The following is a 25,177-nucleotide window of genomic DNA, read 5'->3' as shown; positions in this document are numbered from 1 at the left end:
TGCCGCTCACCGCTCCCATGAATCGCATTTTCGTCGAAAAAAAAGCCGCCCACAACGCCGAGGCCAGCCATCTCCTGCACGACCTCCACGAATCACTCGTGCTGCCCGGACTCAAAGGGATCCGGCTGATCCAACGCTACGACATCGACGGGCTTTCCGATGCGGAATTCAGCTCGGCATCGCGCCTGATCCTCTCGGAGCCGCAGGTGGATTCGATTTCAAACGCCCTGACACTGGGTGAAAACGAGACTGCGTTCGCCGTCGAATTCCTGCCCGGACAGTTCGACCAACGCGCCGATTCCGCCGCACAATGCGTCCAGATTCTCACCGGTATGGACCGCCCGCTGGTTGCTTCCGCGAAAGTCATCGTGCTCAGGGGTTCGCTTTCTTTGGACGAAATCAGGAGCATCAAATCGTTCGTCATCAATGCCGTCGATTCCCACGAAGCGGGGATGACCGTGCCGGATTCCTTGAAACCGAAAACCCACGAGCCCGCCGACGTGGCGATCCTCACCGGCTTCATCACGGAATCAGCGACCGCGCTCGCCAGTCGCCGCAGCGGGTTGGGGTTGGCGATGTCGGAAGCCGATTTCGCGTTTTGCCAAACCTATTTCCGCGATGAGGAAAAGCGCGATCCGAGCCTCACCGAGATCCGCATGCTCGACACCTACTGGTCCGATCACTGCCGCCACACGACTTTCCTAACGAAAATCGACGAGGTGACCTTCGGTGAAAACACGGAGCCTGTTCAACGCGCCTGGCAATCCTACCTCGACACCCGCAAGGCGCTCGGCCGCGAGGACAAGCCGGTCACGCTGATGGACATCGCCCTCATCGGCATGCGCGAGCTGCGTGCGTCCGGCGAGCTCGACAACCTCGAAGTTTCCGAGGAGGTGAACGCCGCTTCCATCGTGGTCCCGGTGGAAATATTCCATCCATCAACTATCAACTCTCAACCATCAACTTTCACCGAGGAGTGGTTGGTGATGTTCAAGAACGAGACGCACAACCATCCGACCGAGATCGAGCCATTCGGCGGAGCGGCGACCTGTCTCGGCGGTTGTATCCGCGATCCCCTATCAGGACGCTCCTATGTCTATCAGGCGATGCGCGTCACCGGTGCCGGCGATCCCCGCACGCCGTTTTCCGAAACACTTCCCGGCAAGCTGCCGCAGAAGAAAATCTGTCAGGTCGCAGCCAAAGGTTACTCGTCGTATGGTAACCAGATCGGCCTTGCGACCGGCCAGGTCGCGGAAGTCTATCACCCCGGCTACGTCGCCAAGCGCATGGAAATCGGTGCCGTCGTCGCGGCTGCCCCACGCTCCAATGTTTTCCGCGGATCCCCTGCCCCGGGCGATGTGATCCTCCTCATCGGCGGGCGTACCGGACGCGATGGCGTCGGCGGTGCCACTGGTTCCTCGAAGGAACACACCGACACCGCGCTCGAAAATTCCGCCGAGGTTCAAAAGGGCGACGCTCCGACCGAGCGCAAGATCCAACGGCTTTTCCGCAACGCCGAACTCACCCGCAAGATCAAGATTTGCAACGATTTCGGAGCCGGTGGCGTGTCGGTGGCCATCGGCGAAATCGCGCCCTCACTTGAAATCAACCTCGATGCCGTTCCGAAGAAATACGATGGCCTCGACGGCACGGAACTTTCGATTTCCGAATCCCAGGAGCGCATGGCGGTCTGCGTCGATCCTTCCGAGATCGACTATTTCATCCGCGAAGCCGACAAGGAAAACGTCGAATGCGTCCACGTTGCCAATGTCACCGACAGCGGCCGACTGGTGATGACATGGCGCGGCAAGACCATCGTCAATCTTTCCCGCGCTTTCCTCGACACCAACGGCGTCCAACAGACGGCACGGATCCACGTGGCGGGCACACCTAACAAAGAACCGTTGGAAACGAATCGCGCGGAGTCGCTCGTCTCCCGCCTTTCGAGTCTTAACATCTGTTCACAAAAAGGCCTCGGGGAAATCTTCGATGGATCCGTCGGCGCAGGCACCGTGCTATGGCCCTTCGGCGGCGAACGACAACTCACCCCGCCGGATGCGATGGTGGCGAAGCTGCCGCTGTTGGAAGGTGATACCGATGTTGCCACTTTCATGAGCTGGGGATTCGACCCCGAAATTTCCTCCCGCTCCCCGTTCCATGGCGCGGTCTATGCCGTAACCGAGTCCGTCTGTAAGGCCGTCGCTGCGGGGGCCCGGCTCTCCGACGTCCGGCTTACGCTGCAGGAATATTTCCCGAAACTCGGCAACGACGCCAGCCGCTGGGGCCTACCGTTCGCAGCGTTGTTAGGAGCCTGGCACGCGCAACACTCGCTGCGACTCGCAGCCATCGGCGGCAAGGACTCGATGTCCGGCTCTTTCAACGATCTCGATGTCCCGCCGACACTGGTTTCATTTGCCCTCGCACCGGGCAAGGCGTCGCTCGCACTTTCTCCTGAATTAAAAAAGCCGGGATCGACGATCTCACTCATCGAGGTCTCGCGCGACGCGGACCAGCTTCCGGATTTCATCGAATTGAAGCAGGTGGCCACCGCGCTCTATCAGCTCAATGTCGATGGTAAAATCCTCGCGCTCCATCACATCGGAAGGGCGGGCATCGCCGTGGCGCTTGCGAAAATGGCGTTCGGCAACCACGTCGGCGCGGAAATCAACACCACGCTCGATACGGCCGCCGGCCGCTATTTCGCCTTCCTCATCGAGCACGAAGAACCGCTTCCCGCTGAATTCGGATCGGTCGAACTCGGCAAAACAACGAGTGCCGCCGCTCTGGTCCTGAACAGTGAAGCGCACACCCTCACCGAACTTGAAAACGCCTGGACCTCCACGCTGGAGCCGATTTTCCCAACAACAGTGGAGATTGCGGATCAGGGATCGGAGATTTTGGATATCCCTCTCTACTCCTCATCCACGATCCATCATCCACGATCCACGATCTCCAAACCGAAGGTCCTGATTCCCTCCTTCCCGGGCACCAACAGCGAATACGATTCCGCCAAGGCTTTCCGCGAGGCCGGGGCCGAAGCGGAGATCCTGGTGTTCCGGAATCTATCCGCAAAACACATCGAGGAATCCCTAACCGCCCTCGCCGCGCAAATCCGCCAATCGCAAATCCTAATGTTTCCCGGCGGCTTCAGCGCGGGTGACGAGCCCGATGGCTCGGCGAAATTCATCGCTACGATCATCCGCAACCCACGCGTGGCGGATGCGATCATGGACTTGTTGAAAAACCGCGACGGACTGATTCTCGGCATTTGCAACGGCTTCCAGGCGCTCGTCAAAACCGGCCTCGTGCCTTACGGCGAAATCCGCGACGCCACCGCCGACGCGCCGACGCTGGTTCATAACAGCATCGGCCGCCACATTTCCTGCTACGCCCGCACCCGGATCGTCAGCACGCTTTCTCCCTGGCTCGCTATCAGCCAGACCGGCGACATCCACCGCGTTCCGGTTTCCCATGGCGAAGGAAAATTCCACGCCAGCGACGCCGTCATCGCCGAACTGGCGAAAAGCGGCCAGATCGCCACCCAATACTGCGATGAAAACGGTGTCCCCTCGATGGACATCGTCATCAATCCGAACGGCTCGCTCGCCGCGATCGAAGGCATCACCAGCCCCTGCGGCCGCGTTTTCGGAAAAATGGCCCACACCGAACGCAGCGGCAATCAGGTCGCAAAAAACGTGCCGGGTGACAAGCGTCAGCCGTTGTTCAGCGCGGGCATCGGCTATTTCAAATGAGCACAACCTAGGGCGACAGCTGAAATCCGGCTTGAAAAGCGCCGTCTCCGCCATCAACTTGGCGGCGACGCGGAGGAGTCGAGTGAAGTAGATCCAGCCAAACGCAAGGGATAAAGTTTTGAAAATGGCACAATTTTTGCTTCATTTTTGAAATAAGCGTCATAGGATTTTCAACGGCAAGCAGTTGCCGACAATGCCAGACGTATTTCTCCATCAATCGCTGTCCCAACAGCAGACGCTTGCGCCGCAGATGCGCAAGAGCTTGGAAATCCTCCAAGCGAGCACTCTTGAGCTCACCCAGCTCGTTCAGCAGGCGCTGGAAACCAATCCGGTGCTAGAGGATCTGACGGAAATCATTTCTCTCGACGAGGAAGGCCCGGATCCCGACGAGGCGGATTCGTTGGATTACATGAACGAGACTGACGACGATTGGCGCGACCGCACGATCCTCGAAGGGAAAAGCTCGCCGTGGACCAGCGAGGACGAGGAGCGCCGCCAGCGCGTGTATGACTCCATCGTCGCGCCGGAAACGCTCCAGCAACACCTTCAAAACCAGCTGGATCTGGCGATGGTCGAACCCGAAGTCCGCGAGGCGGCGCAAGCCATTCTGGGCAATCTGGACGACCGTGGATTTCTTGACCTACCGGCGAAGACCCTCGCCCAGAGGATGGAGATCAGGCCTAAGCCGATGGCCGAGGCATTGGCGCTGGTCCAGTCATTTGATCCCGCCGGTATCGGCGCATCGGGAATTCCGGAATCGCTGCTCCTCCAATTGGAGCGCACGACCGGCAAGGACACGATCGAATACAAAATCGTCCGCGATCACCTCGAGGATCTCGCCCGCAAGCGCCACCCGCAGATTGCCCGAGCACTCGGAACCACCGTGGAGCGCATCGCGGAGGCCGCCTCCCGGATCGGCCGACTGACCCCCAACCCCGGCGGAGAATTCGACCCGACGGGAAATCCCTACATCCTTCCGGACGTCGTGATCGAACGAGATGACGATGGAAACTGGTATGCCAGGCTCACCGGCGAGCATTTGCCGAACCTGCGGATCAACGATTTCTACAAGGACATGATCGGGAAAAGCGGCACCGATGCCAAGGCCCGCCAGTTTCTCCGCGATCAGATCCGCGACGGTCGCAGCTTGATTCACGCCATTTCGCTGCGCCAGGAGACCATCCTCGCCATCGCCCACAAGCTGATCGAACACCAACCGTTGTTCCTCACCAAGGGGCCGCGCCATTTGCGGCCGTTGACAATGAACGACATCGCGGACGAGTTGAGCCTCCACGCGACGACCATTTCGCGCGCCGTTGCAGGAAAATATGTCTTCACTCCACACGGACTGATGGAAATGCGGGCGTTTTTCGCCACCGGCTATCAGACCAGCGACGGTGCCGAGGTTTCCAACGCCGGAGTCCGAGAGGCCATCCAACAGCTCGTGGCAGCCGAGAATCCCTCCAAACCGCTCTCGGACGAAGTCCTGATGAAGGCGCTCGATAAACAAGGAATCAAGGTCGCCCGCCGGACCGTCGCCAAATACCGTGAGCAATTGAACATCCTGCCTTCGCATTTGAGGAAGACGTTCTGATTTCTCAGACGGACATTGCAAATCGCCGGATCTGCCCAAGGATAATTCGTATTTCGCACTCCCTAACTCCTTACTCGCAGATTGCGTAAAATCCGAGAAGAATTCGGAAGCTTTGAGATTGCAATGAATCCTGAGTCGAAGAGAAATAGTGTCCATTTCGGCACTTGGATTGCGATCGCTTGCAAAGCTCTTCTTCCGTGCTGAAATAGATTTCCCGTTTCGCAGTTTGGACGGCCCGAAGATAGACTGGAAAAACCCGACGGTCATGATTGCCACGCTTCCTCCTTACAAACCTCATCGAGCGCTGGGACTACTCCCCGCATCGGTCGCCATCGCGCTTGTTCTCTCGCCTGTTGTCATCAAGTTGGGCATGGATCAACGGGAGAGAGTCGCCCGCGCGGGCGAGTATCAATCGAAGCGTTCCCTGATCTTGTCCAGGATCGAAACCGCGGCGAACCGCCATGATCTGGAGACCTTGACCCGGCTCAACGAGAAGTATGCCAACTGCGTTTCCGACGGGACTTTCCGGTCCGCCATCCGCGAGGCAATGGCCAAGGTCGGCGCCCGTGAAGCGGAACTGGAACTCGCCGTTTCCCGACATTTGGATTTGATCAGGAATCAAGAGGAGCTCCCTCTCCATTCGAATCCGCCGAAACAGCAGAATTCGGCCGAAAAACCAGTCGAGGATCAGCCGCTCTCCAAGCTACCCCGTTAGAGGTTCTGGCGATGCACAGTGCACGACGTTTCGTGCAATTCCACAGAAAGTCACCAATCGAGGTCACGAGTCCATCGCAGCGAATCCTTAACTGACAAGGATTGCAGACGATTCCGGGATGCTTGGTGGAGGTGGTCCGCACCCTGCAAAAGCAGATTCCACAACACCAACCATTCCCACAATGAACTTATCCATCAAACCTATTCTCATCGGATCATTCGGACTCGCTCTCGGATCTTTGCTACCGAGTTGCGTAGCGCCCTACCCAGGTCCGGGCCAGCAAGCCACAGCGGTCCGTGTCGGCTACGAAGTCCGGACACTCCCCTCCGGCTACCGGACTGAAGTCGTCGGGGGAAGCCGCTACTTTGTTCACAACGGCACCTATTATCGTTCCCGCTCCGGAAGATATGTCGTGGTGGAAGCGCCGCACGGGCACTATCCGCCCTCACGCGTGGTCTATGTTGATCGCCTGCCATCCGGATACCGCGTCGTCCACTACAGCGGCCGGCAATACTATCAGGTCAACGACCGCTACTACCAGCGGAGTGGAAATAGATATATGATCGTCAGCCGCCCTTACTAACAAGATCAGGCGTCTTCGAGGGACGATCCGCCAACCTCGTCGAAATCCATCTCGCGAACCCGCTTGCGGTCGCGGGTGAGTTCGACCTGTTGGCGGAGCACCTCGCGGAGTTCGGCCCCCCCGGGGACGGCGGGAATGACGAGATTCGGAATCGAGCGGTCAGAGGTATCCAAATGGATCGAGGCGAGTCCGGTGAGCCGCATCCACCAAGGGCGGAACATCTGGGTGTCCTTGACGCGGTAGAGTTCGATTTCATCAATGGTCTGGTTGATGACGCCTGAGGTGACACGGACGCGCTGGCTAGTGATTTCATATGTCCGCGTGCGGACGACCAGATATTTCCAGATCATGTAAGCCAGCGGCAGGACGAGGGCGATGAAAGCCGGAGTAAAAAACACCCCGCCGATGATGACGCCGATCGCAAGAAGAAGCGCCGCGATAAAGGGGCCGAGGTTGAGCCACTGGGAGGAGCTGCCTTTCCAAAGGGAATTTTCGTCGTTCATCGTCGGGATGATGGTTATTTTTTCAGGGTTCCTGCAAGTGGAGAATCGGAATGGGTTTCCAACGGCTTCATCACTTGGTGGTGATCTTCCATTCGCGGACGAGGGAGATCTTGCGGGTGCCACGGCCGTGAGTGGCGAGGTTTCCACGTTCGCCGGAGCTGATCGTCTGGATGGTGTCGGTTTCCTCGCGCAGGATGATCGGATAGATAAGCGATAGCCAGAACTTGCCGGACTGGATGGTAACATCTTCGTCAGTTAGATTACCATCAATGTCCGGAAACTGCTTGCGGCTGTAGTCGCCAGTGACCTTGAAAACTCCGCACGGGTGCCCGTCGACGGCCTCAAAGGACTCCAGGGTGAGATTGAACGATCCGGTGGCCTTGCCGGCGACCAGCATGGGAAGTGTGGCGCCGGTGACCGCGAGTTGGTCACCGATTTTGAACCGACGTTTTCCAAACCAGAGAGTCCGGGGAGCCAGTGCGTTTTCGACGAGGATCTGATCGAACACCGGGGACAACGTCTTGGAGAGGGCGGCTGAGAGGAAGTCGGTTCCATTGGATTTCCACGACGATCCGGATTTGATGAAAACGAGCGGTTTGGAGGCTTTGGCCGCCTGGTGAATGGCCGCCTGCTTGTCTTCTTCGGTGCCTGAATCGATGAACGTGGATTCAAGGTTCGTGTAGCGGATTTGATCGTCCGAACGCTCGAATTTGCCGATTTCGGTCTGGGTCCCTTTGACTTGTTTCGACGTCTTTTCGATGGCCGACGCTTCGGACGATCTGATGGAAACCTCGCTGACGCGGGTAACTTTCGTTTCGATATGGGTTGGAAACGGCAGGTCCTTGCGGAAGACCACGCCTTCGGCCGTTTGATCGACGAGTTTCTGAAGCGCGGGGTCCGGCTTGGTGGATCCGGATTCCCCTTGTTTGGCGATCTCGGAAGCAACGGCGGAGCGAGCCTTGCCGACAAGGCTTTTCGCCTTGTCACAGGACGAGGCGGCAAGGGCGATCAGGGCGAAGGAGAGTAATCGGAATTTCATCATATTAGATATTTCCGCAGCAATCGAGATGCTGGTTCATTTCGATGGCGGGATTTTGCTCGCGGGACACTCCGACGACGACGGCGGGAACACCAGCGACGGTATTGTGCGGCGCGACGTCGTTGAGGACGACGCTGCCGGCGCCAACTTTCGCCCCCGTGCCGATCTCGACGCGGCCGAGGATTTTAGCACCGGCACCTAACAAGACGCCGGAACGGATGATCGGGTGGCGGTTGCCGGACTCCTTGCCGGTACCACCAAGCGTGACCTCGTGAAGGATGGAAACGTCGTCCTCGATGATGGCGGTTTCCCCGACGACAAACGAAGTCGCGTGATCCAGCAGGATGCCGCAGCCGATGCGCGCGGCCGGGTGGATATCCACGGCGAAGACCTCGCTGGCGAGGCTTTGGAAATAAAGCGCGAGCCAGCGCCGCTCATCCACCCAGAGTTGGTGGGAGACGCGATAGGTCGTTAGAGCGAGGAAGCCTTTGAAAAAAAGCAGTGGTTCCAGCGGGGAAAAGCAGGCCGGATCGCGCTCGAACATCGCGAGCAAATCCCGCGACGCCGCATGAACGATTTGCGGATAGGCCTCGAACACCCCGGTGAGCAGCGGCTCCATGCTGACCCGCGGCATGTCCTCGCGGGCAAGCCTGCGGGCCAGCCGGGCACCGAGCGCAGCGGCCAAGGTTTCGCGGGAAAGGATAACGTCGTCGACCAAGTGCCGCAGCGTGGGTTCTTCCTCCACCACACGCTTCGCTTCGCTTCGCAGGTCTTCCCAGACCGTGCGGAGGTCCGTGGCTTTTCCGGCGCAAAGCTTGGCTTTATTCTTGCTCGCCGGAAGAAGTCCGGCCTGTTGAGATTCGCTCATGAAGATTTCACAGAAATTGGAATACGCCTGCCGGGCGATGGCCCAACTGGCGAAATACCATGACGGGCGAACTCTTACACGGCTTGAGGACCTAGCGCAACGCGAAGCAGTGTCCGGAAATTTTCTCGTGCAGATTCTCAACGATTTGCGCCGCGCCGGGCTGATCGAGAGCCGCCGCGGCAAGGCCGGTGGCTACCTTTTGGGCCGCACCGCGAACCTGATCACGCTGCGGCAGGTCGTCGAGGCGGTGGATCCGGCGCTGCTGCAATGCTCGGTCACCCGCGAGGGCGACTCCGGCCAATCCGTCCGGCGCGCTTGGGATCAGGTTTCAAGCGGACTGCAAACCGCTTTGGACGGGATCACCGTGGAAACCCTGGCAAGCAATCAGGGCGATCCGATGTTTTACATTTGAGCGGGAAATTCGCCGAATCCACGCTTTCAGGGCACAAACGCCCTAATTGTCAAGAAAGCTGAAATATTTCGCTGGCTGGGAAAGCCGTTTTCCGGTAAGGAAATGGCGTCTATTCAACCCCTCATCACCCATGGCTGCACCCGGCGAACACACCCACCACATCAAGATCCGCTCGACGCAAATGGAAATGCCCTCCGGCAGCACCGGAATCCGGGACGAGGACTACGATCGCAAGCTGAAGGCCGCGCAGGACGAATTGGACCGCATCCAGCTCCAGCGCGAAGAGCTTGAGCGCAAGAAAAACGAGCTCGAGGAGCTGACCAGTCGCAAGCGCCATTTCCTCACCCAGCAGGTGGAACTCACTGAAAAGCTGACCTCTTCGCTGACGATGATCGATCGGGGACTCTACGAGATGCGCCAGGAGTCCGAGGATCTCGAACAATGCCGCAGCTGTTTCGCGGCCCATCTCGACAAACTCCAGAAGATCAATCCGGAAAGCTGGACGCGCGACAATCTATCCGAAAAACTCGAGAAGTCGTCGATGGCGTTGGACATCGCCGCGGACGAATATGATCAGGCGGCGGCCCATTTCCAAAACGGCCGCAGCGGAACCATCTTCGGCCGGCCGTCGAAGCGCAATCGCCAGGGAAAGCGCACGGGACCCACCTCGGAATTCATGTTGAACCTCCGCAACGGGTTCGCGTTCAATCTGCCGATCGTCGCCCTCGGCGGATTGGCCCTCGTGATCTATCTCCTCAAATAGCCCCTCCTAACCGATGAGCCGCACCACTTTTTTCAAGGAAGACCAGGAACTCCACGAGCTCCGCGCGAGCCAACAGGCCCTGCTCCTTCGGGAAAAGGACGTCGCTGAAATTCCGAAGCGACTCGCCCGGGAACAGCGGGAGCGGGAAAGCACGATGCCCCCGCTGCCGGAAATCGAAGACCGCAGACGTCGGCGCGAACATGAGAACACCGTCTCGCGCGGTGAAGCGAAAAACATCCTGCGCGACCAAAACCGCAGTCTGATGTTGCTTTTCCTGCTGCTCACCGCGACCGCGGCCTTGGTCTGGTGGGGCTTGAAGCTGATGCAGGCTTGATTCGTTAGATCAACGGGGAAAGAGATTCCCTATCACATGAAGGCGGCGGGATCGACCTTGCCTTTGGCGACGAAGGTTACGCCTTCACTGCGGAGGAGTCTTTCCTTGCGGGCGACAAGGGGACCGGCCATTTCCCCGCCAAAGCCACCGATGCGGCCATCGGAACAGATGACGCGATGGCAAGGGATCCCCGGATCGTCAGGAGCGTTGCGCAAGGCAGTCCCGACGGTGCGTGCGCTGCCGCGTCGGATCCACGTGGCGATGCAGGCGTAGCTGGACACCTTTCCCGCTGGAATCAGACGGACGGCTTCGTAAACGGCCCGCTGGAAATCGGTTGCCTGCCAAGCGGGCTCGTTGCGCGGCTTTGCCTTCATCGCGGGAGCAGGATCGACTCAGGCCTTCGCTGCGGTCTTTTTCCCTTTGGCCTTCAATTTCGCCTCCAGTTCCTTCCATTGGCTGCGGCTGACGATGTAGCCGACGCATCCGTCCTTGCCGCAGCGGCAGGGATGATCCTCGTAGCATTCCACGTCGAAGCCGTAGTCAAAGGTGAGTTCGTCACCCGCGTTGATATCGGTTAGGGAGTGGATGAAAATTTTCCGACCTTCGATCCATGCATCGCAGTTCGGGTTGCAGGAATGGTTGATCAGTCGCGCGGTATTCCAAGGGACATTCCCGTCGATGTCGTATTTCCGCGAGAGCGTGAAAATATAGACCGCCGCGTCGCCTGTTTTGAGGGACTTCTCGTGCTGCGAGACTCCGCGTTTGTCACTGGTGTCCTTGTCGATCAACTCGCCGACGTATTCGATGATTTTCGTTTCCTTGGGGATGAAACTCGTCGCGTAAACACCACGGCCGTGGATCTCGGAGCCACGGACTTCGCAGTAAGTGCTTTGCCCGCGGTTCCAAAGCTCGACGAGCTTGCGATGCAGGACGTTGGGATCGGTAGCGGTTTTCTTCTTGGATGCCATGGATGGGATTCTAACGAGATTCGTGTTTTTCAACAGGAGGAAGTTGCATGTCCTGCGGTAAATTGAAGAAAAGTCCGCGCAGGTCGTTCACAGAAATGCCGGAGCCGTCAATGAAGGTCCAGTTGTTCTTGCCCTTGTCGGAAACGGCGACCTGGAAACCGATGCTTTCGATCACCAGGGTTTTCTCGTTCTGGCGGGTGATTCTGAATTTCGTCGCGGTAGGAATCAGCACCATCCATTGATTGAAAACGAGAGTCTCGACATCCTGGCCGTTGACTTTTTCAACCTTCTTCCCGGCACCGACTTCATACGAGCGAGGCTGGCCCTGCGGCTTGAAGGAAATCATGCTGATGCCCTGCTGGACCATCTGTTGGGCGACTCCGGCGAGTTGTTTTTCAAGCGCTTTCATGCCGTCCGGCTCGCTCCGGCTGGCGAGGCGCTTCGCGGTGCGCTCTTTCCACACCGGGTTCATCCGCTCCACGGCGACCTGATAGCGACCGAGCACCACTTCCTCGCCGAGCTTCGCCACCGCGTCCACCGCCGAAGCGACCACGTCGGGAGGAGCCATCGGGGAAGCGGTGTGTGCCGGTTCGGCAACTTGTTTCGGGATCTTTGGAAGCGGAGCCAGAGGCGGCGGTCCTCCTTGGGCAAAAAGATTGCCGGCAACCAGTGCCACAACGGCGATGGATGAAATAAATTTCGTCGGTTTCACGCGGCAATGGATGCCCTCTGCCCCCTGCCCCGTCAAGCTTGCCGGGATTCCGCTTGGATTTCCCCGCGGCTTTGCGTAAAGCTGCCCTCCCCATGGCGAAACAGGCACTCGGAAAAGGACTCGGAGCACTCATTAAAAAAAGTGTGATTCCCGCGGCGGTGGACGCCGCGACCACACCGGAGGATTTCAAACGGGTTCGCGATGTGCCGCTCGACATGATCGTGCCTAGCCCTCTGCAACCGCGGATGCAGTTCGTGGAATCACCGCTGGACGATCTGATGGAGTCGATCCGCCAGCACGGCATCATCCAGCCTCTCATCGTTCGTCCGGTGAATGGCAAGCTCGAACTCATCGCCGGCGAACGCCGCTGGCGTGCCTCGCGGAAACTGGGCCTAACCACCGTGCCGGTCATCGAGCGCGAGGCATCCGACCGCGATGTGTTGGAAATGGCGCTCATCGAAAACCTCCAGCGTGAGGATCTCAACCCGATGGAAGAAGCCGCTGGCTACGTCCGCCTCGCCGATGAATTTTCTCTGAAGCAGGATGAAATCGCCACCCGCGTCGGCAAATCACGCGCCAGCGTGGCGAATGCAATGCGCCTGCTCGGCCTGCACTCGGATGTCCAGATGCTCGTCGCGCAAGCCCGGCTGACCGTCGGCCATGCCAAGGCGATTCTCGCCGTCAAGGATCAGGATTCGCAACTGCTCGTCGCCGATCAGATCATCCGCCGCCAGCTCACCGTCCGCGCGACGGAAAAGCTCGCCCAGTCCTTTCTCAACGGTGATTCACCCGAATCCGGGGATGCCAAGAAGGCCGCCGCTCCTCGCGAAGTGGACATCCACGTCCGCGCCATCACCAACCGCCTCCGCGAGCACCTCGCCACCCACGTCGCGATTCAGCATTCCTCGAAAAAGGGCAAAATCGAAATCGAGTATTACGGCGATGACGATCTCCAGCGGTTGATCGAACTGCTTGGCCTGCCCAATGGCGATTGATGGTCACTAGCACTTGCCCCCCGGCCCTCCACGGGTTAGCTAGCGGCATCAAACGACGTTCATTCAGCTTTCTTCTCGCCCGGCGGTATCTCAATCCCCGCCGTTCCATGCTGTCATCGTTCAGCCTCATTTCGCTGATCGGCGTGATGCTCGGGGTGCTGGTGCTCGTGGTTGTGATGGCGGTTTACGCCGGGCTGGAGCGCAACGTGAAGGACCGCCTGCTCGGCTACACGCCGCACGTCCTGATGAGCAATTTCTCCGGCCCGATCACCGATTGGGAAGATGCGGCGAAACAGGCCAAGGCTCTTCCCCACGTCGAAGCGGCCATGCCATTCGTCTCGGGGTTTGTCTTCCTCGAAACCCAGACCAAGCCACACCCGATTTCCTTCCGTGGCATCGACACGACGGACAAGGAGCAGGTCGAAGGCATCAGGAAAATGTTGGACCTGAAGGAATATCCCACCTCCTCCGCCGATTTGGGGATCGATGACAAGGTCGTCATGTCGTCGATTCTCGCCGAGAACCTCGGCATCCACGTGGGCGACAAGGTGCTGCTCCAGTCCACCAGCAATTTCGACGGTGTGAGACGCGCCTTCAAGACCGCTTCGAATCCACCGCTGCGCGAAGCCTTCGCCGATTCGTGGAATAAGTCCACCCAGACCCTCAAGGCCGGTTGGAAAGCGGATGGGGCAAATTTCACCCTAACCGCGGATGACTACCGCGAAGTCTATCCGGCCCTCGAAGCGTTTCTCGCCGAGGATGTCCGCGAGCCAGAGCTGGATCTGATTTCCAGCATCCTCCTCGCGATGGACGAGTCACAGCCGGACAAGCCCGGTGAGGAAGCCAAGGTCTTTGTCTTCCAAGCCGACACCAAACTAAAAATCGAAAAGGCGATTTCCGATCTCAACACGACCGACGTCGAGAAAATGGATGGAGCCACCCTGAAAAGCTTCAAAACCGCGGTGCTGCCGAAGGAAGCCGTGGTCACCGGAATCTATCAGGCATCGCAGATGACCGTGACACCTGACCTGTTCACCCCGCTGCCGCTCGCACAGGATCTCGCAGGACTCGGCCAGGCGGTGGAAGGCATCTCGCTGCGACTCGACGATCCCTACCTCGCCAATGCCTTCGCCGAGAGTGCAGGTCCGACGCTGGGCCCCGACTGGTCCTTGGTCACCTGGCAGCAGCAATACGGAGCCTTTTTCTCGCTGATCGAACAACAACGAGGGATGATGTATTTCACACTTTCGTTCATCATGCTCATCTCCGCCTTCTCGATGATGGCCGTCATGTTCACCGTCACCATCCAGAAACGCCGTGAAATCGGCGTCATGAAAGCACTCGGCGCGGCGCCTAACCAGATCGTGCGCGTCTTCCTCTATCAGGGCATGATCCTCGGCACGCTCGGCGCCATCCTCGGCGTCGGACTCGGCCGCCTCGTCATCCATTACGTGGCGGAAATCCAGGGAGTCTTCCGGATGCTCGGGTTCGATCCGTTCACCTCCACCTTCACCGGCTTCAACAGTCTTCCAACCCATAACGATCCGGTTGAGCAAGCGGGATTCGCCTTCATGGCCTTCGTCCTCTGTTCCTTGTCCGCCCTCGTCCCCGCCTGGTTCGCTGCCCGCAGTGACGCGGCAAAATCCCTGCGGAATCTCTAACCATGGAGATCTGGATCATTCTGGATGGCGAGAAAATCGGCCCGCTCCACGACTTCGAAATCCGGCGGAAAATCACCACCGGCGAACTTCCCGCGTCCACACCCGCCTGGCACGAAGGCAGCGGCGATTGGAAGCCTCTGATCGAGATTGATCTCTTCAAACGCGAGTTCGAGTTGGTATCCCCGCCGGAGGAAAATCCCTTCACGCCGCCTGCAGTGGATTCACCGCCGGAAAACGGCAACGACCCGTCGCTTCCCACACCACAGGCATGTGGCCGGCGGTTCTGGGCCCGCTGGCTGGATCTCTCGCTCTATTCCGGCGTCTGGTGGCTCGGCATGTGGGCCGCGGGCCAGAACATCGAGGCTGCGACCATCAACCCGTGGATCATGTTTTTCCACTACGTCCCGTGGTTCGCCCTCGAAGCCGTCCTGATCCACCAATACGCCACCACGCCAGGCAAATGGCTGCTCGGCCTACGCGTGCTCAATAACGACAGCTCCCGCCTCGATCTCGGAGACTCCACCCGCCGCTCGATGCGCGTTCTCTTCACCGGCATCGGCTTCGGCTTCAGTTACCTCGCGTTTTTTTGCCAGCTCCTGAGCCTGTTCATGGTGAAGCGCACCGGCTCAACCCTCTGGGACCAATCGGGTGGACACCGCGTCATCGCCAGCCCGCTGCATCCCGTCCGCGTGATGGCCTGCGTCTTCGCATACTTCGTGGCGATGATGATGATGTTCGGCGTCTTTTCCCCTTATATCGTCAAGGAAACCATCCGAAGAAATCCGGAGTATAAGGAATACTTCGAGAAGAATCCCCCTTGGGGCCTCCCCCCGCGGAACTGACTTTCTGACAAAGAGTCCCGCAGTTGCCTGAAAATCAAGAAATCGCCGGATTTCTCCAAAAATCAGCTTGCCAATCCCGCGATCTGCTCCTAATTGTCCCGCCCCGCGCACGCGGGTATGAAGGCGAGGATAGCTCAGTTGGTAGAGCAGTTGGCTTTTAATCAATTGGTCCTGGGTTCGAGTCCCAGTCCTCGTACTTCCTTTTATATTCAGCCACTTACGAAGCCAAGTCTCATGAGAAATGGGTGTTTGGGAACGAAAGTGAGAACAAGCCGCCCTGATTTGCGGGTTCCGTGAAGCACGGGTTCCCATGCTGTCGTTACTGCAGTTACTGTCGCCCAAATCAGCTCCACGTTCAGTCTTTTGGCACTATACCGCAACGCGAGAGTGATTTTGCTGCCGTTGCGTCAATCCCAGCACCATCGGCGACTTCTTCATCGTGGGTATGTTTCTAAGCGCTTTTTTCACCTGTCGCTTGTTTCACCCTGCACCTACCGAATTCCTACCCGGATTGGCACTGCGCCTGAGCGAATCCTGGAATTACCTTCCCTTGTCCGGCCCCGCTGCGGCCGCAGGCTCTTTCCACCCTGGATAAGATCGTGTAATGATTCGCGAGCCACCCGGTGCTCCAAGCAGTCCGGGAAATTCCGAAGGTCTGCCTCTGCTGCAAACAAGCGGGATTGTTGAATTCGAAAGCCCACGATCCGATCAAAGGAACGTGGTGTGATGGTTGAGAGTTGTCTTGGCGGCTTGCAGCGAAAGATCCCAACGTCCCAAGAACGGCGGGCGCAAGCCCGGTGCCAACCCGGTTATCCGGGCCAAACCCTGTCACCAAAGCCGCCGCCCGACATCACGGTGACCGTGCCACTCGACACCTGCCCAGAGTGCGGCAGCGAACTGCGCGATCAATCCGCTTGCAGTGAGGAAATCCGCCAGGTTTTCGACCTGCCGCCCATCAAGATGCAAATCACCGAATACCGGTCGCAACGCAAGACGTGCCCGAATTTGGCTCCAGCTTTACCGCCGGATTTCCCGCCGACGTGTGCGCCCCGACCCAATAGGGCCCGGGCATGCAAACCGTCATGAGCTATCCCAACGTTCGCCAAGTCATCCCCGCGAGCGCACAGCAAAATCTACCAAGATCTGTTCGGACACCGCCCCAGCGCGGGCAGTGTCGTGCAAGCCTTCGTCCGGTGCGCCGAGAGGCTAGCCCCCGCCGTGGCTCTAATCCGCGAAATCCTCATCGAGTCCCCCATTCTTCACAGCGACGAGACAGGCATCCGCCGCATTGGCAAAGCCACTGGTTGCATGTCGCGAGCACCGCCAGCTACTCTGCAGTTACAGTCCGAAACGCGGTGTCGAAGGCTTCGCCGCCGCCGACATCCTGCCGGATTATCAAGGAACCCTCATTCACGACTTTTGGGGTCAGCCTTTCTGGCTTCTGGCGAACTGCCCGTGATAACTGAAAGGGGCACCATGGTATAGGCGGCCCTTCTTTCTGTCGTCGCTCCCTTGGCTGGAGCCCTGCCGTTCCGCCAAGGGGTTCAACAGGCTGCGGACCCGTCTTATCTGGCGGTCACGATGACGATCCAACTCCTTCAGCTGGGATGGATCGTAAGGGGCTTGCCACAGGGCCTGGTATCCATTGGCCCAGCACATGGGCATGATGTCGTCGCCACAAGAGGGTAGCGGCTGGCCGAATGTGCGGCGGCCGACGGACATCGCGATGAGCTTCATTTCGAGGCAATGCAGGATCTGGCGACTGTCCATGCGCAATCCCGGGGCATAGACAGGAATTCCATCCTTGGTTTTCCTGCCCGGATTAATGGCTCCGATCAGCTTATCCGCTTCATCACTCATCTTCCTTCGTTGTTTTTCCAACGATTTCTCGCGAATCCTGACGAGCCCGTCATGCCGGATCTCGAAACCAACAAACTGAATCCAAGGAATGCCGCTGTCACCAGGCCGTGACCACAGATATGGCTTTTTTGATCTGAGGTTCGAGTAACCCGGCTTGGGCTTACCATCCCGCTGGAACACGTCCACCGGCTCATGCACAGGCAACATCTTGCATCCGACCGCCCGTTGATAAGCGGTCATCGCCTCCTGGCACGCGGCCCTGTCGCTGGAAAGGATCAGCATGTCGTCGCAATACCGCAGGTATAGGATCTCGCAACCGCCGGGGATGGTGAGTCTTTCGACGGCCATGTCCACATCGTGCAGCATGACATTGGTGATGAAGCAAGAAATAGCACCTCCCTGGGGAATGCCGATCCCACCTAGTTCCCCGTCCTTGCGCATTTTCCGCAGGACATCTTCCGGCCTGGTGAAAACCGCCTTGGCGTCCCTTTCCATCAGCATTTCAAGACCCCGGCCAAGGACGTCACGTGTGAAATCGTAGCTGGCGAGATAGGCGTCGTGGATCTGAATGGCTCTTGGATCGATTTCCAAATCCGGGCTCAGTGCCTTGCCCTGACGGATCACCGCATGCAATGACTCGCGAGCCAGTTGATGGTCGACGCAATCCATGAAATTGCGCAGGTCAGCTTCCGCCACGAAGACCCTCGAATGACGCCTTCGGAATTCGGTGATCAGGCGCAGGGCGGTGTCACGGTTGATAGCCGGCTCCCGTCTGCGGCGATAGGCCAGTGAGGATGATGAAAAACAGAAATCAAGTCTATCATTCAAGTACCTTGCCGTGAGCTTTTGCAGGATTTTATCGTTCGTACCATACAGGGATATTGGCCGGTATTCGTGCGTGTCCGGATCTTTAAGATCCCCGGTAACCCGTGGTGGCGCAAACTCAGTGTTAGGTCCATCCAGAGCCCGGAACCTGATTTCGGATGCCCTTTCACGAAGCCTCCTCGCCCACGGCAATCCGGGGTTCTTCCGCATCAGATTGTGGACAGCCCTCCGTAAGGCATTCCCATTGACGGCATGCGCGTCCTCAGCGAGTCGGTCTTTGCGCTTGGATCGGAACCTTGCCCATTGACGTCTTGGAGGAAATAGCCCTTTCAGGTCAGCGTCCATATCAGGACGAGCATTCTCCGCAGACGGATGATCCCCGGATACCCGATGAAGAAAGACATTCCTGTGCCGCGAGCCCGCAAGCTTCATTCGCTCGCTGCAGAGCTCGCTTATGATCGAGTTCTCCGAAAAGTATTCAGTGAAGTTTTTCATGGGATCAAGGGGAATGTGACGGGTCCGCGTTGTGGTAAGTTATGTGAGTTGTGTCTTTCTGTTAACCATCAAGACACCGATCATACCGACGGCGGATTCCTCGATGCGGCAGACGCAGCGATCGATGGCGCTTGCTACAGTGCGAGCGAAGGGCCGTCTCAATGCAGACCCTTGAGATCTCACGACACAGACCCGTCACAAAATGGAAAAAAGTTGACATTGATTTTACTGATGCTTTTCAAGAAGGAGATTCCCGGATTCTAGATATTCGACGATTGAAATGAGGTCATAGAGTCGTTTCGCCCGGATGGCAGGTGGATCTCCGTCCTCCTTTCGATCTTCTTCCGGCGGATGGCTCTTGATCAATTCATCCTCCCTGAGGCCGTTCAGAACACCCCTCTTGATCCCGAAGATCTCCTCGACCCGCTTGGCATCACCCCACCGAGCGTTCCCAAGGACAGAATTGTAGTCCTTCGGCTTCGTGGGTACAACGGGCTTATCCAGGGAGCCGGAGTATCGCCGCATGATTCCCAAGCGATCTTCGTCAGCGGCTGGGATTGCTCCTTGCTGACAAGGCTCGTGAAGGCGTTGAGGAGTTGGAAATCGGTTTGAGAACTCAGATCCGGTTCTTCCGGAGCTGGCCCTCTCTTGGAAATGGCCATGGCGGTCCGTGGGTCCTACGCCCGACACGCACGTCGGGCGCTACCCGCTCGGCCTGTCTGACGTGGCCACGGAGACTACCTCCATGTGCCGTTAATTGACTTGTTCCGGGCCATATCCCGCTGGACCAGCCGGTCGCTTTTGCGACCTCTTCCCGAGACTCAGTGCTAGTCTCGTGTTGAATTCTGCCGACCCCCCCTGGTAATTTGTTGGTGGTGATAAAACACGCCCGATCTGAACAAGCGTCCGCTCTGACACCCGAAACTCTTGGTTTCGTTGCCGCAGACAGTTCATGGTTGGTCACGCGCTTTATCACGGCTACATTGATAATCCCCGCAGCGAAAAGATTGCAAGTGAATATTTAGGGGTTCTTACGATCATTTCCCAATTCGTCGCAGCAAAGCAACATCTTCCCCGTCAGCAAATACACGCAGTTCTTTTTCTTTTAGCGAGTTACAGAACCCCGTCCCATTTCACTTCGACGTGATCCAACACTTCAGGAAGAACCCTCTTCAGTCGCCGAAGTTGTTGGCGAACTGCATCGGGAGTGATTTTGAGGCAGTGCGCGGCTTGAGCAACAGAGAGATTTTCGTCTCACAACATGTCAACAATGCTCGCGTTGCCAGCGCTAAATTGTGCTTCGCTAACGGACAGGCGTACACTTTCTATCACAATATTTTCTTTTCACCAAAGCGAGGAAAGCCGCCTCCTACTCTCTTGCCATCGGCTAGTCGGAGCATCCCAACCGTATTGCCCCACCCGAAGATTGCTCCAACGGAGGCCCCTCGGAATCTCACAGCACCTCAACCCATTTGCTAATCTCGGGAATCACCTTCTGCACGCGCTTCAGTTGTAGATAAACGGCCTTGGGAGTGATTTTGAGAACGCGCGCGATCTCACTTACGGGGAGGTTCTGATAGCACCTCATGGCAACGATGCCTGCGTTCGCCAAGCTCAAACGTCCTCCTTGGACGGCCAGGTCAACGCTCTTCTTCACCACTGCCGCGATCGCGTCCACCGGCCAGTCCGACGGTTGCATTTCGGAGAGGTGTTTGCAAAAACCGCCGTGATATTCTTGAAGCTGAACGTGACGCGACGTAGGAGTCAACTCACGGATGATCTCCAACTTGCTGTAGCGCAGCGTAATAGCAGCACAACGTTCCATCGCAACCGCGATGGCATTTTCGTCTTTCGATTTCAAGGCTTGGATATATCCGGGGTTTTGTTGGAGAAACCCTCCGACTGCCATGATCAACGCTTGCTGGCGGATTTCAGGCTCCCTGCCCGCCAGGTTTCCGCTGCTGATCTTGCCGCTTGGCAGATGTCTGCGACAAATCACGTCCATTTCGACGGCAATTCTCTCCAAGTCATCCAGAGGATTGAGTTTTACCTTGGTCAGGCTTGTTTGTTGATTACGATTATTCTTATTATGTTTAGTGCTCATTTGCACCCGAAGCTCTCGTTTCCACGCCTGTGCGCGGCGACAGCCGCCTCGGGACGGAATCCTCAAACGCGGTTTGAACCGCCAATCAATGAATCGTTTGTAACCCATTGAGAGCAGGAAAGCCCGGCTGCGCCCCTGCAACTCGGATTTCTACATTGTCCGATTGAAACCTACTATAACAGTGACTATGTCCTGAATATACAATGACCTGCCGCGAGGCGAAGCTCCGTGTCCGTGAGATACCAATGATCGCATTTCCCGCGGCACGGTTAGAAAAAAACGGTTGACGCTCCCATTGACAATAAGAGCCCTGATGCCGCAGGGCCTGGGTACATGGGGGAACGTGGGTGGCCAACAAAACGGTTTCAAATTGCTGGAGCGCCGCAGGCAAAACGCGACGGAAATAGTCGGCGGATTGGACGCCGAGATCCCGCAGTTTCTGAAAATACTGAGCCTTGTTCAGATTCTTAAAATCGTCGATGTGGTAACGATCCGCGCTGCCTACCCTGGTTCGCGCTCCGGCACCAGCCTGCCCGTCAAACCAACCTCGATGACCGATCAGAGCGGTTTGCGGACTCAATTGGATGATTTCCCCATAACCAAGTGGAATAAGGTTTTGATGGCGTCCACAGAGTTCCGCCACCTCGCGATCCACCATCTCAAACGATGATCCAAAATAGTCGTGGTTACCTAACACAAACATGACGGGAGTGCTTCCAGCAGCCCGGGAAATCTTTCCCAAATCTCTAGCGAGATTTATTGCCGTTGTGATGTCACCTGTAATCAAGAGCGCGTCGCAGCGGGAAGTTTCCAACTTGTCAAAGAAGCGTCGCTTTTCTTCATCTTGAGCCTGATCGAGATGAATATCGGAAATCCAAAGTAATTGTCTGGTCGGAAGAGTTCGTGAGTGGGTTGTCATAGGACTGGTGGAGGACAGCCTTCCACCCTGTATAGGCAGTCAACCCGAGTAATTTGTAGTCGCGATCGCAAAAATAGTTAAAATTGGCAGCTTCTGATGGTCGCTGAACAAATTTCCCAGAAAAAGAACCTCGCCACCTTCAAAGTGATGCGGTTCCACGTCTTTAGTAGTTGATGGACCACTTTTTTGACTTCCTTGGTCGCGGCGACAGAATGATCGATCGCGATAAATACTTCCAGTTGCAACCCGATCCGGGGGCCGTTCTGCTTCTCACTTTCCCCTGCGGTCAAACTGAGTTCGCAATTGGCTATGCCCGTTCAGCAATCGTGGAAAAATGGGGCTGCTATTGTTTCGGTTCATTCCGCCGGGTTTCTGACGTATCCCTCAAACGCTCATGGGCGGAGCCGCATGAAGCCGACTTGATGATTTTCCGAGCGGTTTCGGTCTATTTGACGAAGGAAGAACCTTGGATGCGACTTTCCTGCTGAGGAGTAATCCCGGAATGGTCGATTTCCAGTTTTTCACTCGAAGTCACAGTTTTTACTATTCAGTAAAAATGGTTTATTCCAATGAAATTCCTTGCGTTTTCACTGCTTTGAACCATTCTTACCGCACAGTAAAGAACATGACATCCAGTAAATCCAGCGCGATTCGGCACGGAAGCGAGTTGGTCCTCCATTTTCGGGATCTCCTTCAAGGTGATCCCGATTTACGATGGCTGTTGCCCGAGCATTCCTCCGGCCAACCGCTCGACCACGTGGATCTCGAATTCGACGGCCGCCAGATTCGCTTCACGCCGGTTTACGAACTCAAGCCAAGTATCCCTTGGTTGGAGGGGCTTCCTGCGCGGCAGGATCCACCTCCTCTGCTGGTCACCCCCGAGCTTTCCTCCCGCGTCTTCGATTTTTGCAAGTCCCACCACATTTCCGCCATCGACCTCAATGGCCGTGCTTGGCTACGGGCACCGGGACTGCTTGTGGACCGCCGCCCCCTGCCGGGACGCTCCTTCTCTTACGAACTGGAACCGCGCAACATCTTTGTCGGCAAGAGCGCCCGTATCATCCGTTGCCTGCTTACAGACCGCGACCGCGTTTGGACACAAGGTGAAATCGTTCCCCGCGCCGGGGCCAGTTCGGGTCTTGTTTCCCGGATCGTCCAGCACCTCATCAGCCAAGGCTTTGCGGAAAAAACCAGCGCGCGCGAATTCCGCCTGCGCGATCCCCTTTCCCTCCTCGATGCTTGGGTGGATTCTGACCAGTTCGCCCGGCGCAACCTCACCCACCGCTATGCCGGTTTCATCGGCTCACCCGTCGAACTCGCGCAGCGAGTACAGGAGTGGGCCGTGAGCAAAGGCGTCAACATTGTCTTTACCCAATGGATCGCCGCATGGCAACGCCATCCCTACACCGAACCCGCCGTCACCTCGGCATATGTGTCCCGATTGCCGGATGCCGCCGATCTGGATCAACTCGGCCTCCGCCCGGTCACCGAAGGTGGCAAGCTCTGGCTGCACCTTCCCGATGACGAGGGACTGCTGACCGAAACCCAGACCGCTGGACCGCTAAATCTTGCCACCGACGCGCAAATTTACCTCGATCTCCAACGCACCGGCCTGCGAGGTCCGGATGCCGCCACCGCCCTGCGTGAATGGGAGGGCTTCTGCCGACCATGAAATACGAGACTTATCGCGAATATGATCCTCACCATTCCGCCTTGGCCGAAAGCGCGTTCCTGACCGTCTGGGCCGGGCTCGGCCAATGGCATGAATCCCTCGTTCTCATCGGCGGTATGGTTCCCAAGTATCTATGTGGCGACCTTTCCGGAACCCGATCCTTGCCACGTCCGGCCACGCTGGATGTGGATCTTGGCATCGCTTTGGCCACCGATTCCGGCCAATACGGCAATCTGTTCTGGGAGCTGAGCGGGCAAGGTTTCAAACCGAACAAGGATCACCCATCCCGCTTCGAGAAAATCATCGGCGACTTCACCGTGCCTCTGGATTTCCTCGTTGAAAAACCGCCACTCACCAGCGGCACCACCCAACTGGAGGACATCACTGCTGGCGTTTTACCAGGCGTTGATCGCGCTCTCGCCACCGCTAGACGCATCACGGTTCAAGGCATTGACCTCCACGGCGCTGAGCAAAAACTCACCGCCCGCGTCTGCGAAGTAGGTCCATTCCTCGCGCTCAAGCTCCGCGCCTTCTGCAATCGTCAACAGCCCAAGGATGCCTTCGACATTATTTACACCCTTCTCCATTACGATGGCGGCAGCGCCGCCGCCATCGCGGCCTTTGCCGAGGAAGTCCGCCTGGAAAACCCCGCCTGCCCGGATGCACTGCGCACTCTGCGCGAACACTTCTCCAGTGAAACCTCACCCGGTCCAGTGAAAGCCAGCCACTTCGTTCTGGGCGAATTCGCACCGGGGGAATCCGAAGATGTTCGTTTCGAACGCACCACCATCCGGCAGGACATGGTGGATGCCGCTGAACGGCTGCTCAAAGCCGCAGCTAAATAACGCCCTACCCATTGACATCAACCTAACACTTATCAACAGGATCTCCCCCCACTCCCCGGGGGGACGGGAGGGGCGAAAAAAGTCTCCGTGACAGGAGATTTAGAGGAGACTCTGTATGCGGTGGAGCTGGCAGCAGCTCCGCGGGGTTTGGGGTGGCAATCCCATGGAATCGATGTGCCAAAATCAGGCATCAGCTATCAGATCGGCGAAGTGCTGATCAATCGCTTCCTGCGCATGGTGTTCTTCACACCAGGCAAGCGCCTCCAAACGAGACATCGGGATGATTTTCTCGCCTTCCGAGCTATGACCATCTTGGTGATCCGCATACAGTGTCATGCCTCCTCCACGCCCGAAAAGAAACCAGCTTCCCTTTGCGGTGAGGTAGAGCGCTTCCGCCCACCATTGGAAGTCTCCTGTCCCGATAACGCTTTCGTCCCCGGCAACCAAGGTTGCTGTGTCGATGTCATATACTTTACGATTAATTGTTGATTTCATTATTATTTGTTATTTGTTATTTATTATTTTTTATTCTTTCTTCCCTGCGGCGAAGGCAGAAAGGATGTCTGTAGTTCAGACAAATTACCTGATGTTTGAGCCGGTCCCCGGAATTCGGGCCAAGGGTTAAGCTATGATTGTGGTGTGTGGGTGCGGACTGTAAACCGAACCAAACACACACGAAATGAAAGGCAAACGCAGAAGACACGACCCCGAATTCA

At 57.4% G+C, this 25,177-nt stretch carries 24 protein-coding genes and 1 tRNA gene; 14 read left to right on the top strand and 11 right to left on the bottom strand.

Going from position 1 to position 25,177, the window contains the following annotated elements; genetic code table 11:
• Window positions 1-17: 17 nt before the first annotated feature.
• From ABIQ96_RS09045 to ABIQ96_RS09030, 4 genes are all read left to right on the top strand, one after another.
• A complete protein-coding gene (locus tag ABIQ96_RS09045; protein WP_348214247.1) occupies window positions 18-3,752 on the top strand; it encodes a phosphoribosylformylglycinamidine synthase in 3,735 nt (1,244 codons plus the stop codon).
• 193 nt (window positions 3,753-3,945) lie between these two features.
• Window positions 3,946-5,346 (top strand): RNA polymerase factor sigma-54, encoded by a 1,401-nt coding sequence (rpoN, locus tag ABIQ96_RS09040; RefSeq protein WP_348214246.1) that lies wholly within the window; start codon window positions 3,946-3,948, stop codon window positions 5,344-5,346.
• A gap of 265 nt (window positions 5,347-5,611) precedes the next feature.
• Window positions 5,612-6,061, top strand: a complete 450-nt coding sequence (locus ABIQ96_RS09035) for a hypothetical protein (protein ID WP_348214245.1) — start codon at window positions 5,612-5,614, stop codon at window positions 6,059-6,061.
• A 181-nt stretch (window positions 6,062-6,242) separates the two neighbouring features.
• On the top strand, window positions 6,243-6,644 hold the full coding sequence (locus ABIQ96_RS09030; protein WP_348214244.1) for a DUF6515 family protein: 402 nt from the start codon (window positions 6,243-6,245) through the stop codon (window positions 6,642-6,644).
• A gap of 5 nt (window positions 6,645-6,649) precedes the next feature.
• On the opposite strand, the gene ABIQ96_RS09025 is transcribed toward ABIQ96_RS09030, so the two are convergent.
• The 3 genes from ABIQ96_RS09025 to cysE all read right to left on the bottom strand — a co-directional run bounded on the left by ABIQ96_RS09025 (window position 6,650) and on the right by cysE (window position 9,054).
• Complete coding sequence (locus ABIQ96_RS09025) at window positions 6,650-7,147, bottom strand: PH domain-containing protein (protein WP_348214243.1); 498 nt, start codon at window positions 7,145-7,147, stop codon at window positions 6,650-6,652.
• Between the two features lie 70 nt (window positions 7,148-7,217).
• A complete protein-coding gene (locus ABIQ96_RS09020) occupies window positions 7,218-8,189 on the bottom strand; it encodes a hypothetical protein (protein WP_348214242.1) in 972 nt (323 codons plus the stop codon).
• Window position 8,190: 1 nt separating this feature from the next.
• On the bottom strand, window positions 8,191-9,054 hold the full coding sequence (gene cysE / locus ABIQ96_RS09015) for a serine O-acetyltransferase (protein ID WP_348214241.1): 864 nt from the start codon (window positions 9,052-9,054) through the stop codon (window positions 8,191-8,193).
• Here cysE and ABIQ96_RS09010 point away from each other — a divergent pair.
• From ABIQ96_RS09010 to ABIQ96_RS09000, 3 genes are all read left to right on the top strand, one after another.
• Window positions 9,053-9,466: an Rrf2 family transcriptional regulator gene (locus tag ABIQ96_RS09010; RefSeq protein ID WP_348214240.1), complete on the top strand. Its 414-nt coding sequence runs from the start codon at window positions 9,053-9,055 to the stop codon at window positions 9,464-9,466. The two genes, cysE and ABIQ96_RS09010, sit on opposite strands and share 2 nt — an antisense overlap.
• A 130-nt stretch (window positions 9,467-9,596) precedes the next feature.
• On the top strand, window positions 9,597-10,229 hold the full coding sequence (locus ABIQ96_RS09005) for a hypothetical protein (RefSeq protein ID WP_348214239.1): 633 nt from the start codon (window positions 9,597-9,599) through the stop codon (window positions 10,227-10,229).
• A gap of 13 nt (window positions 10,230-10,242) precedes the next feature.
• A complete protein-coding gene (locus ABIQ96_RS09000; RefSeq protein ID WP_348214238.1) occupies window positions 10,243-10,563 on the top strand; it encodes a hypothetical protein in 321 nt (106 codons plus the stop codon).
• 32 nt (window positions 10,564-10,595) lie between these two features.
• Here the strand turns inward: ABIQ96_RS09000 and ABIQ96_RS08995 are convergent, their stop codons facing one another.
• The 3 genes from ABIQ96_RS08995 to ABIQ96_RS08985 are packed head-to-tail and all read right to left on the bottom strand — an operon-like array spanning window position 10,596 to window position 12,099.
• Entirely contained in the window at window positions 10,596-10,937 is a 342-nt protein-coding gene (locus tag ABIQ96_RS08995; RefSeq protein ID WP_348214237.1) for an MGMT family protein, read from the bottom strand.
• Window positions 10,938-10,955: 18 nt separating this feature from the next.
• A complete protein-coding gene (locus ABIQ96_RS08990) occupies window positions 10,956-11,531 on the bottom strand; it encodes an SET domain-containing protein-lysine N-methyltransferase (RefSeq protein WP_348214236.1) in 576 nt (191 codons plus the stop codon).
• A gap of 10 nt (window positions 11,532-11,541) precedes the next feature.
• On the bottom strand, window positions 11,542-12,099 hold the full coding sequence (locus ABIQ96_RS08985; protein ID WP_348214235.1) for a hypothetical protein: 558 nt from the start codon (window positions 12,097-12,099) through the stop codon (window positions 11,542-11,544).
• A gap of 236 nt (window positions 12,100-12,335) precedes the next feature.
• On the opposite strand from ABIQ96_RS08985, the gene ABIQ96_RS08980 reads away from it, so the two are divergent.
• The 4 genes from ABIQ96_RS08980 to ABIQ96_RS08965 all read left to right on the top strand — a co-directional run bounded on the left by ABIQ96_RS08980 (window position 12,336) and on the right by ABIQ96_RS08965 (window position 15,937).
• Window positions 12,336-13,238, top strand: coding sequence for a ParB/RepB/Spo0J family partition protein (locus ABIQ96_RS08980; RefSeq protein ID WP_348214234.1), 903 nt, complete (start codon window positions 12,336-12,338; stop codon window positions 13,236-13,238).
• A 107-nt stretch (window positions 13,239-13,345) separates the two neighbouring features.
• Window positions 13,346-14,899 (top strand): FtsX-like permease family protein, encoded by a 1,554-nt coding sequence (locus ABIQ96_RS08975; RefSeq protein ID WP_348214233.1) that lies wholly within the window; start codon window positions 13,346-13,348, stop codon window positions 14,897-14,899.
• A 2-nt stretch (window positions 14,900-14,901) separates the two neighbouring features.
• Window positions 14,902-15,741, top strand: a complete 840-nt coding sequence (locus ABIQ96_RS08970) for an RDD family protein (protein WP_348214232.1) — start codon at window positions 14,902-14,904, stop codon at window positions 15,739-15,741.
• Window positions 15,742-15,864: 123 nt separating this feature from the next.
• Window positions 15,865-15,937, top strand: a tRNA-Lys gene (locus ABIQ96_RS08965).
• Between the two features lie 1,229 nt (window positions 15,938-17,166).
• On the opposite strand, the gene ABIQ96_RS08960 is transcribed toward ABIQ96_RS08965, so the two are convergent.
• The 4 genes from ABIQ96_RS08960 to ABIQ96_RS08945 form a co-directional block, all read right to left on the bottom strand.
• Entirely contained in the window at window positions 17,167-18,921 is a 1,755-nt protein-coding gene (locus tag ABIQ96_RS08960; RefSeq protein ID WP_348214231.1) for a hypothetical protein, read from the bottom strand.
• A 225-nt stretch (window positions 18,922-19,146) separates the two neighbouring features.
• Window positions 19,147-19,446, bottom strand: coding sequence for a hypothetical protein (locus ABIQ96_RS08955; protein ID WP_348214230.1), 300 nt, complete (start codon window positions 19,444-19,446; stop codon window positions 19,147-19,149).
• 928 nt (window positions 19,447-20,374) lie between these two features.
• Window positions 20,375-21,025: a hypothetical protein gene (locus tag ABIQ96_RS08950; RefSeq protein WP_348214229.1), complete on the bottom strand. Its 651-nt coding sequence runs from the start codon at window positions 21,023-21,025 to the stop codon at window positions 20,375-20,377.
• 85 nt (window positions 21,026-21,110) lie between these two features.
• Window positions 21,111-21,944 (bottom strand): metallophosphoesterase, encoded by an 834-nt coding sequence (locus ABIQ96_RS08945; protein ID WP_348214228.1) that lies wholly within the window; start codon window positions 21,942-21,944, stop codon window positions 21,111-21,113.
• Between the two features lie 173 nt (window positions 21,945-22,117).
• On the opposite strand from ABIQ96_RS08945, the gene ABIQ96_RS08940 reads away from it, so the two are divergent.
• The 3 genes from ABIQ96_RS08940 to ABIQ96_RS08930 all read left to right on the top strand — a co-directional run bounded on the left by ABIQ96_RS08940 (window position 22,118) and on the right by ABIQ96_RS08930 (window position 24,461).
• Window positions 22,118-22,432 (top strand): hypothetical protein, encoded by a 315-nt coding sequence (locus tag ABIQ96_RS08940; RefSeq protein WP_348214227.1) that lies wholly within the window; start codon window positions 22,118-22,120, stop codon window positions 22,430-22,432.
• Between the two features lie 137 nt (window positions 22,433-22,569).
• Window positions 22,570-23,616, top strand: a complete 1,047-nt coding sequence (locus ABIQ96_RS08935) for a hypothetical protein (protein ID WP_348214226.1) — start codon at window positions 22,570-22,572, stop codon at window positions 23,614-23,616.
• A complete protein-coding gene (locus ABIQ96_RS08930; protein WP_348214225.1) occupies window positions 23,613-24,461 on the top strand; it encodes a hypothetical protein in 849 nt (282 codons plus the stop codon). Before ABIQ96_RS08935 ends, ABIQ96_RS08930 begins: the two co-directional genes overlap by 4 nt.
• A 183-nt stretch (window positions 24,462-24,644) precedes the next feature.
• On the opposite strand, the gene ABIQ96_RS08925 is transcribed toward ABIQ96_RS08930, so the two are convergent.
• Complete coding sequence (locus ABIQ96_RS08925) at window positions 24,645-24,956, bottom strand: hypothetical protein (RefSeq protein WP_348214224.1); 312 nt, start codon at window positions 24,954-24,956, stop codon at window positions 24,645-24,647.
• Between the last annotated feature and the right edge of the window lie 221 nt (window positions 24,957-25,177).

The organism is Luteolibacter sp., assembly GCF_039920825.1.
GTDB lineage: Bacteria > Verrucomicrobiota > Verrucomicrobiia > Verrucomicrobiales > Akkermansiaceae > Luteolibacter.
This window is presented reverse-complemented; position numbering and strand designations above follow the sequence as displayed.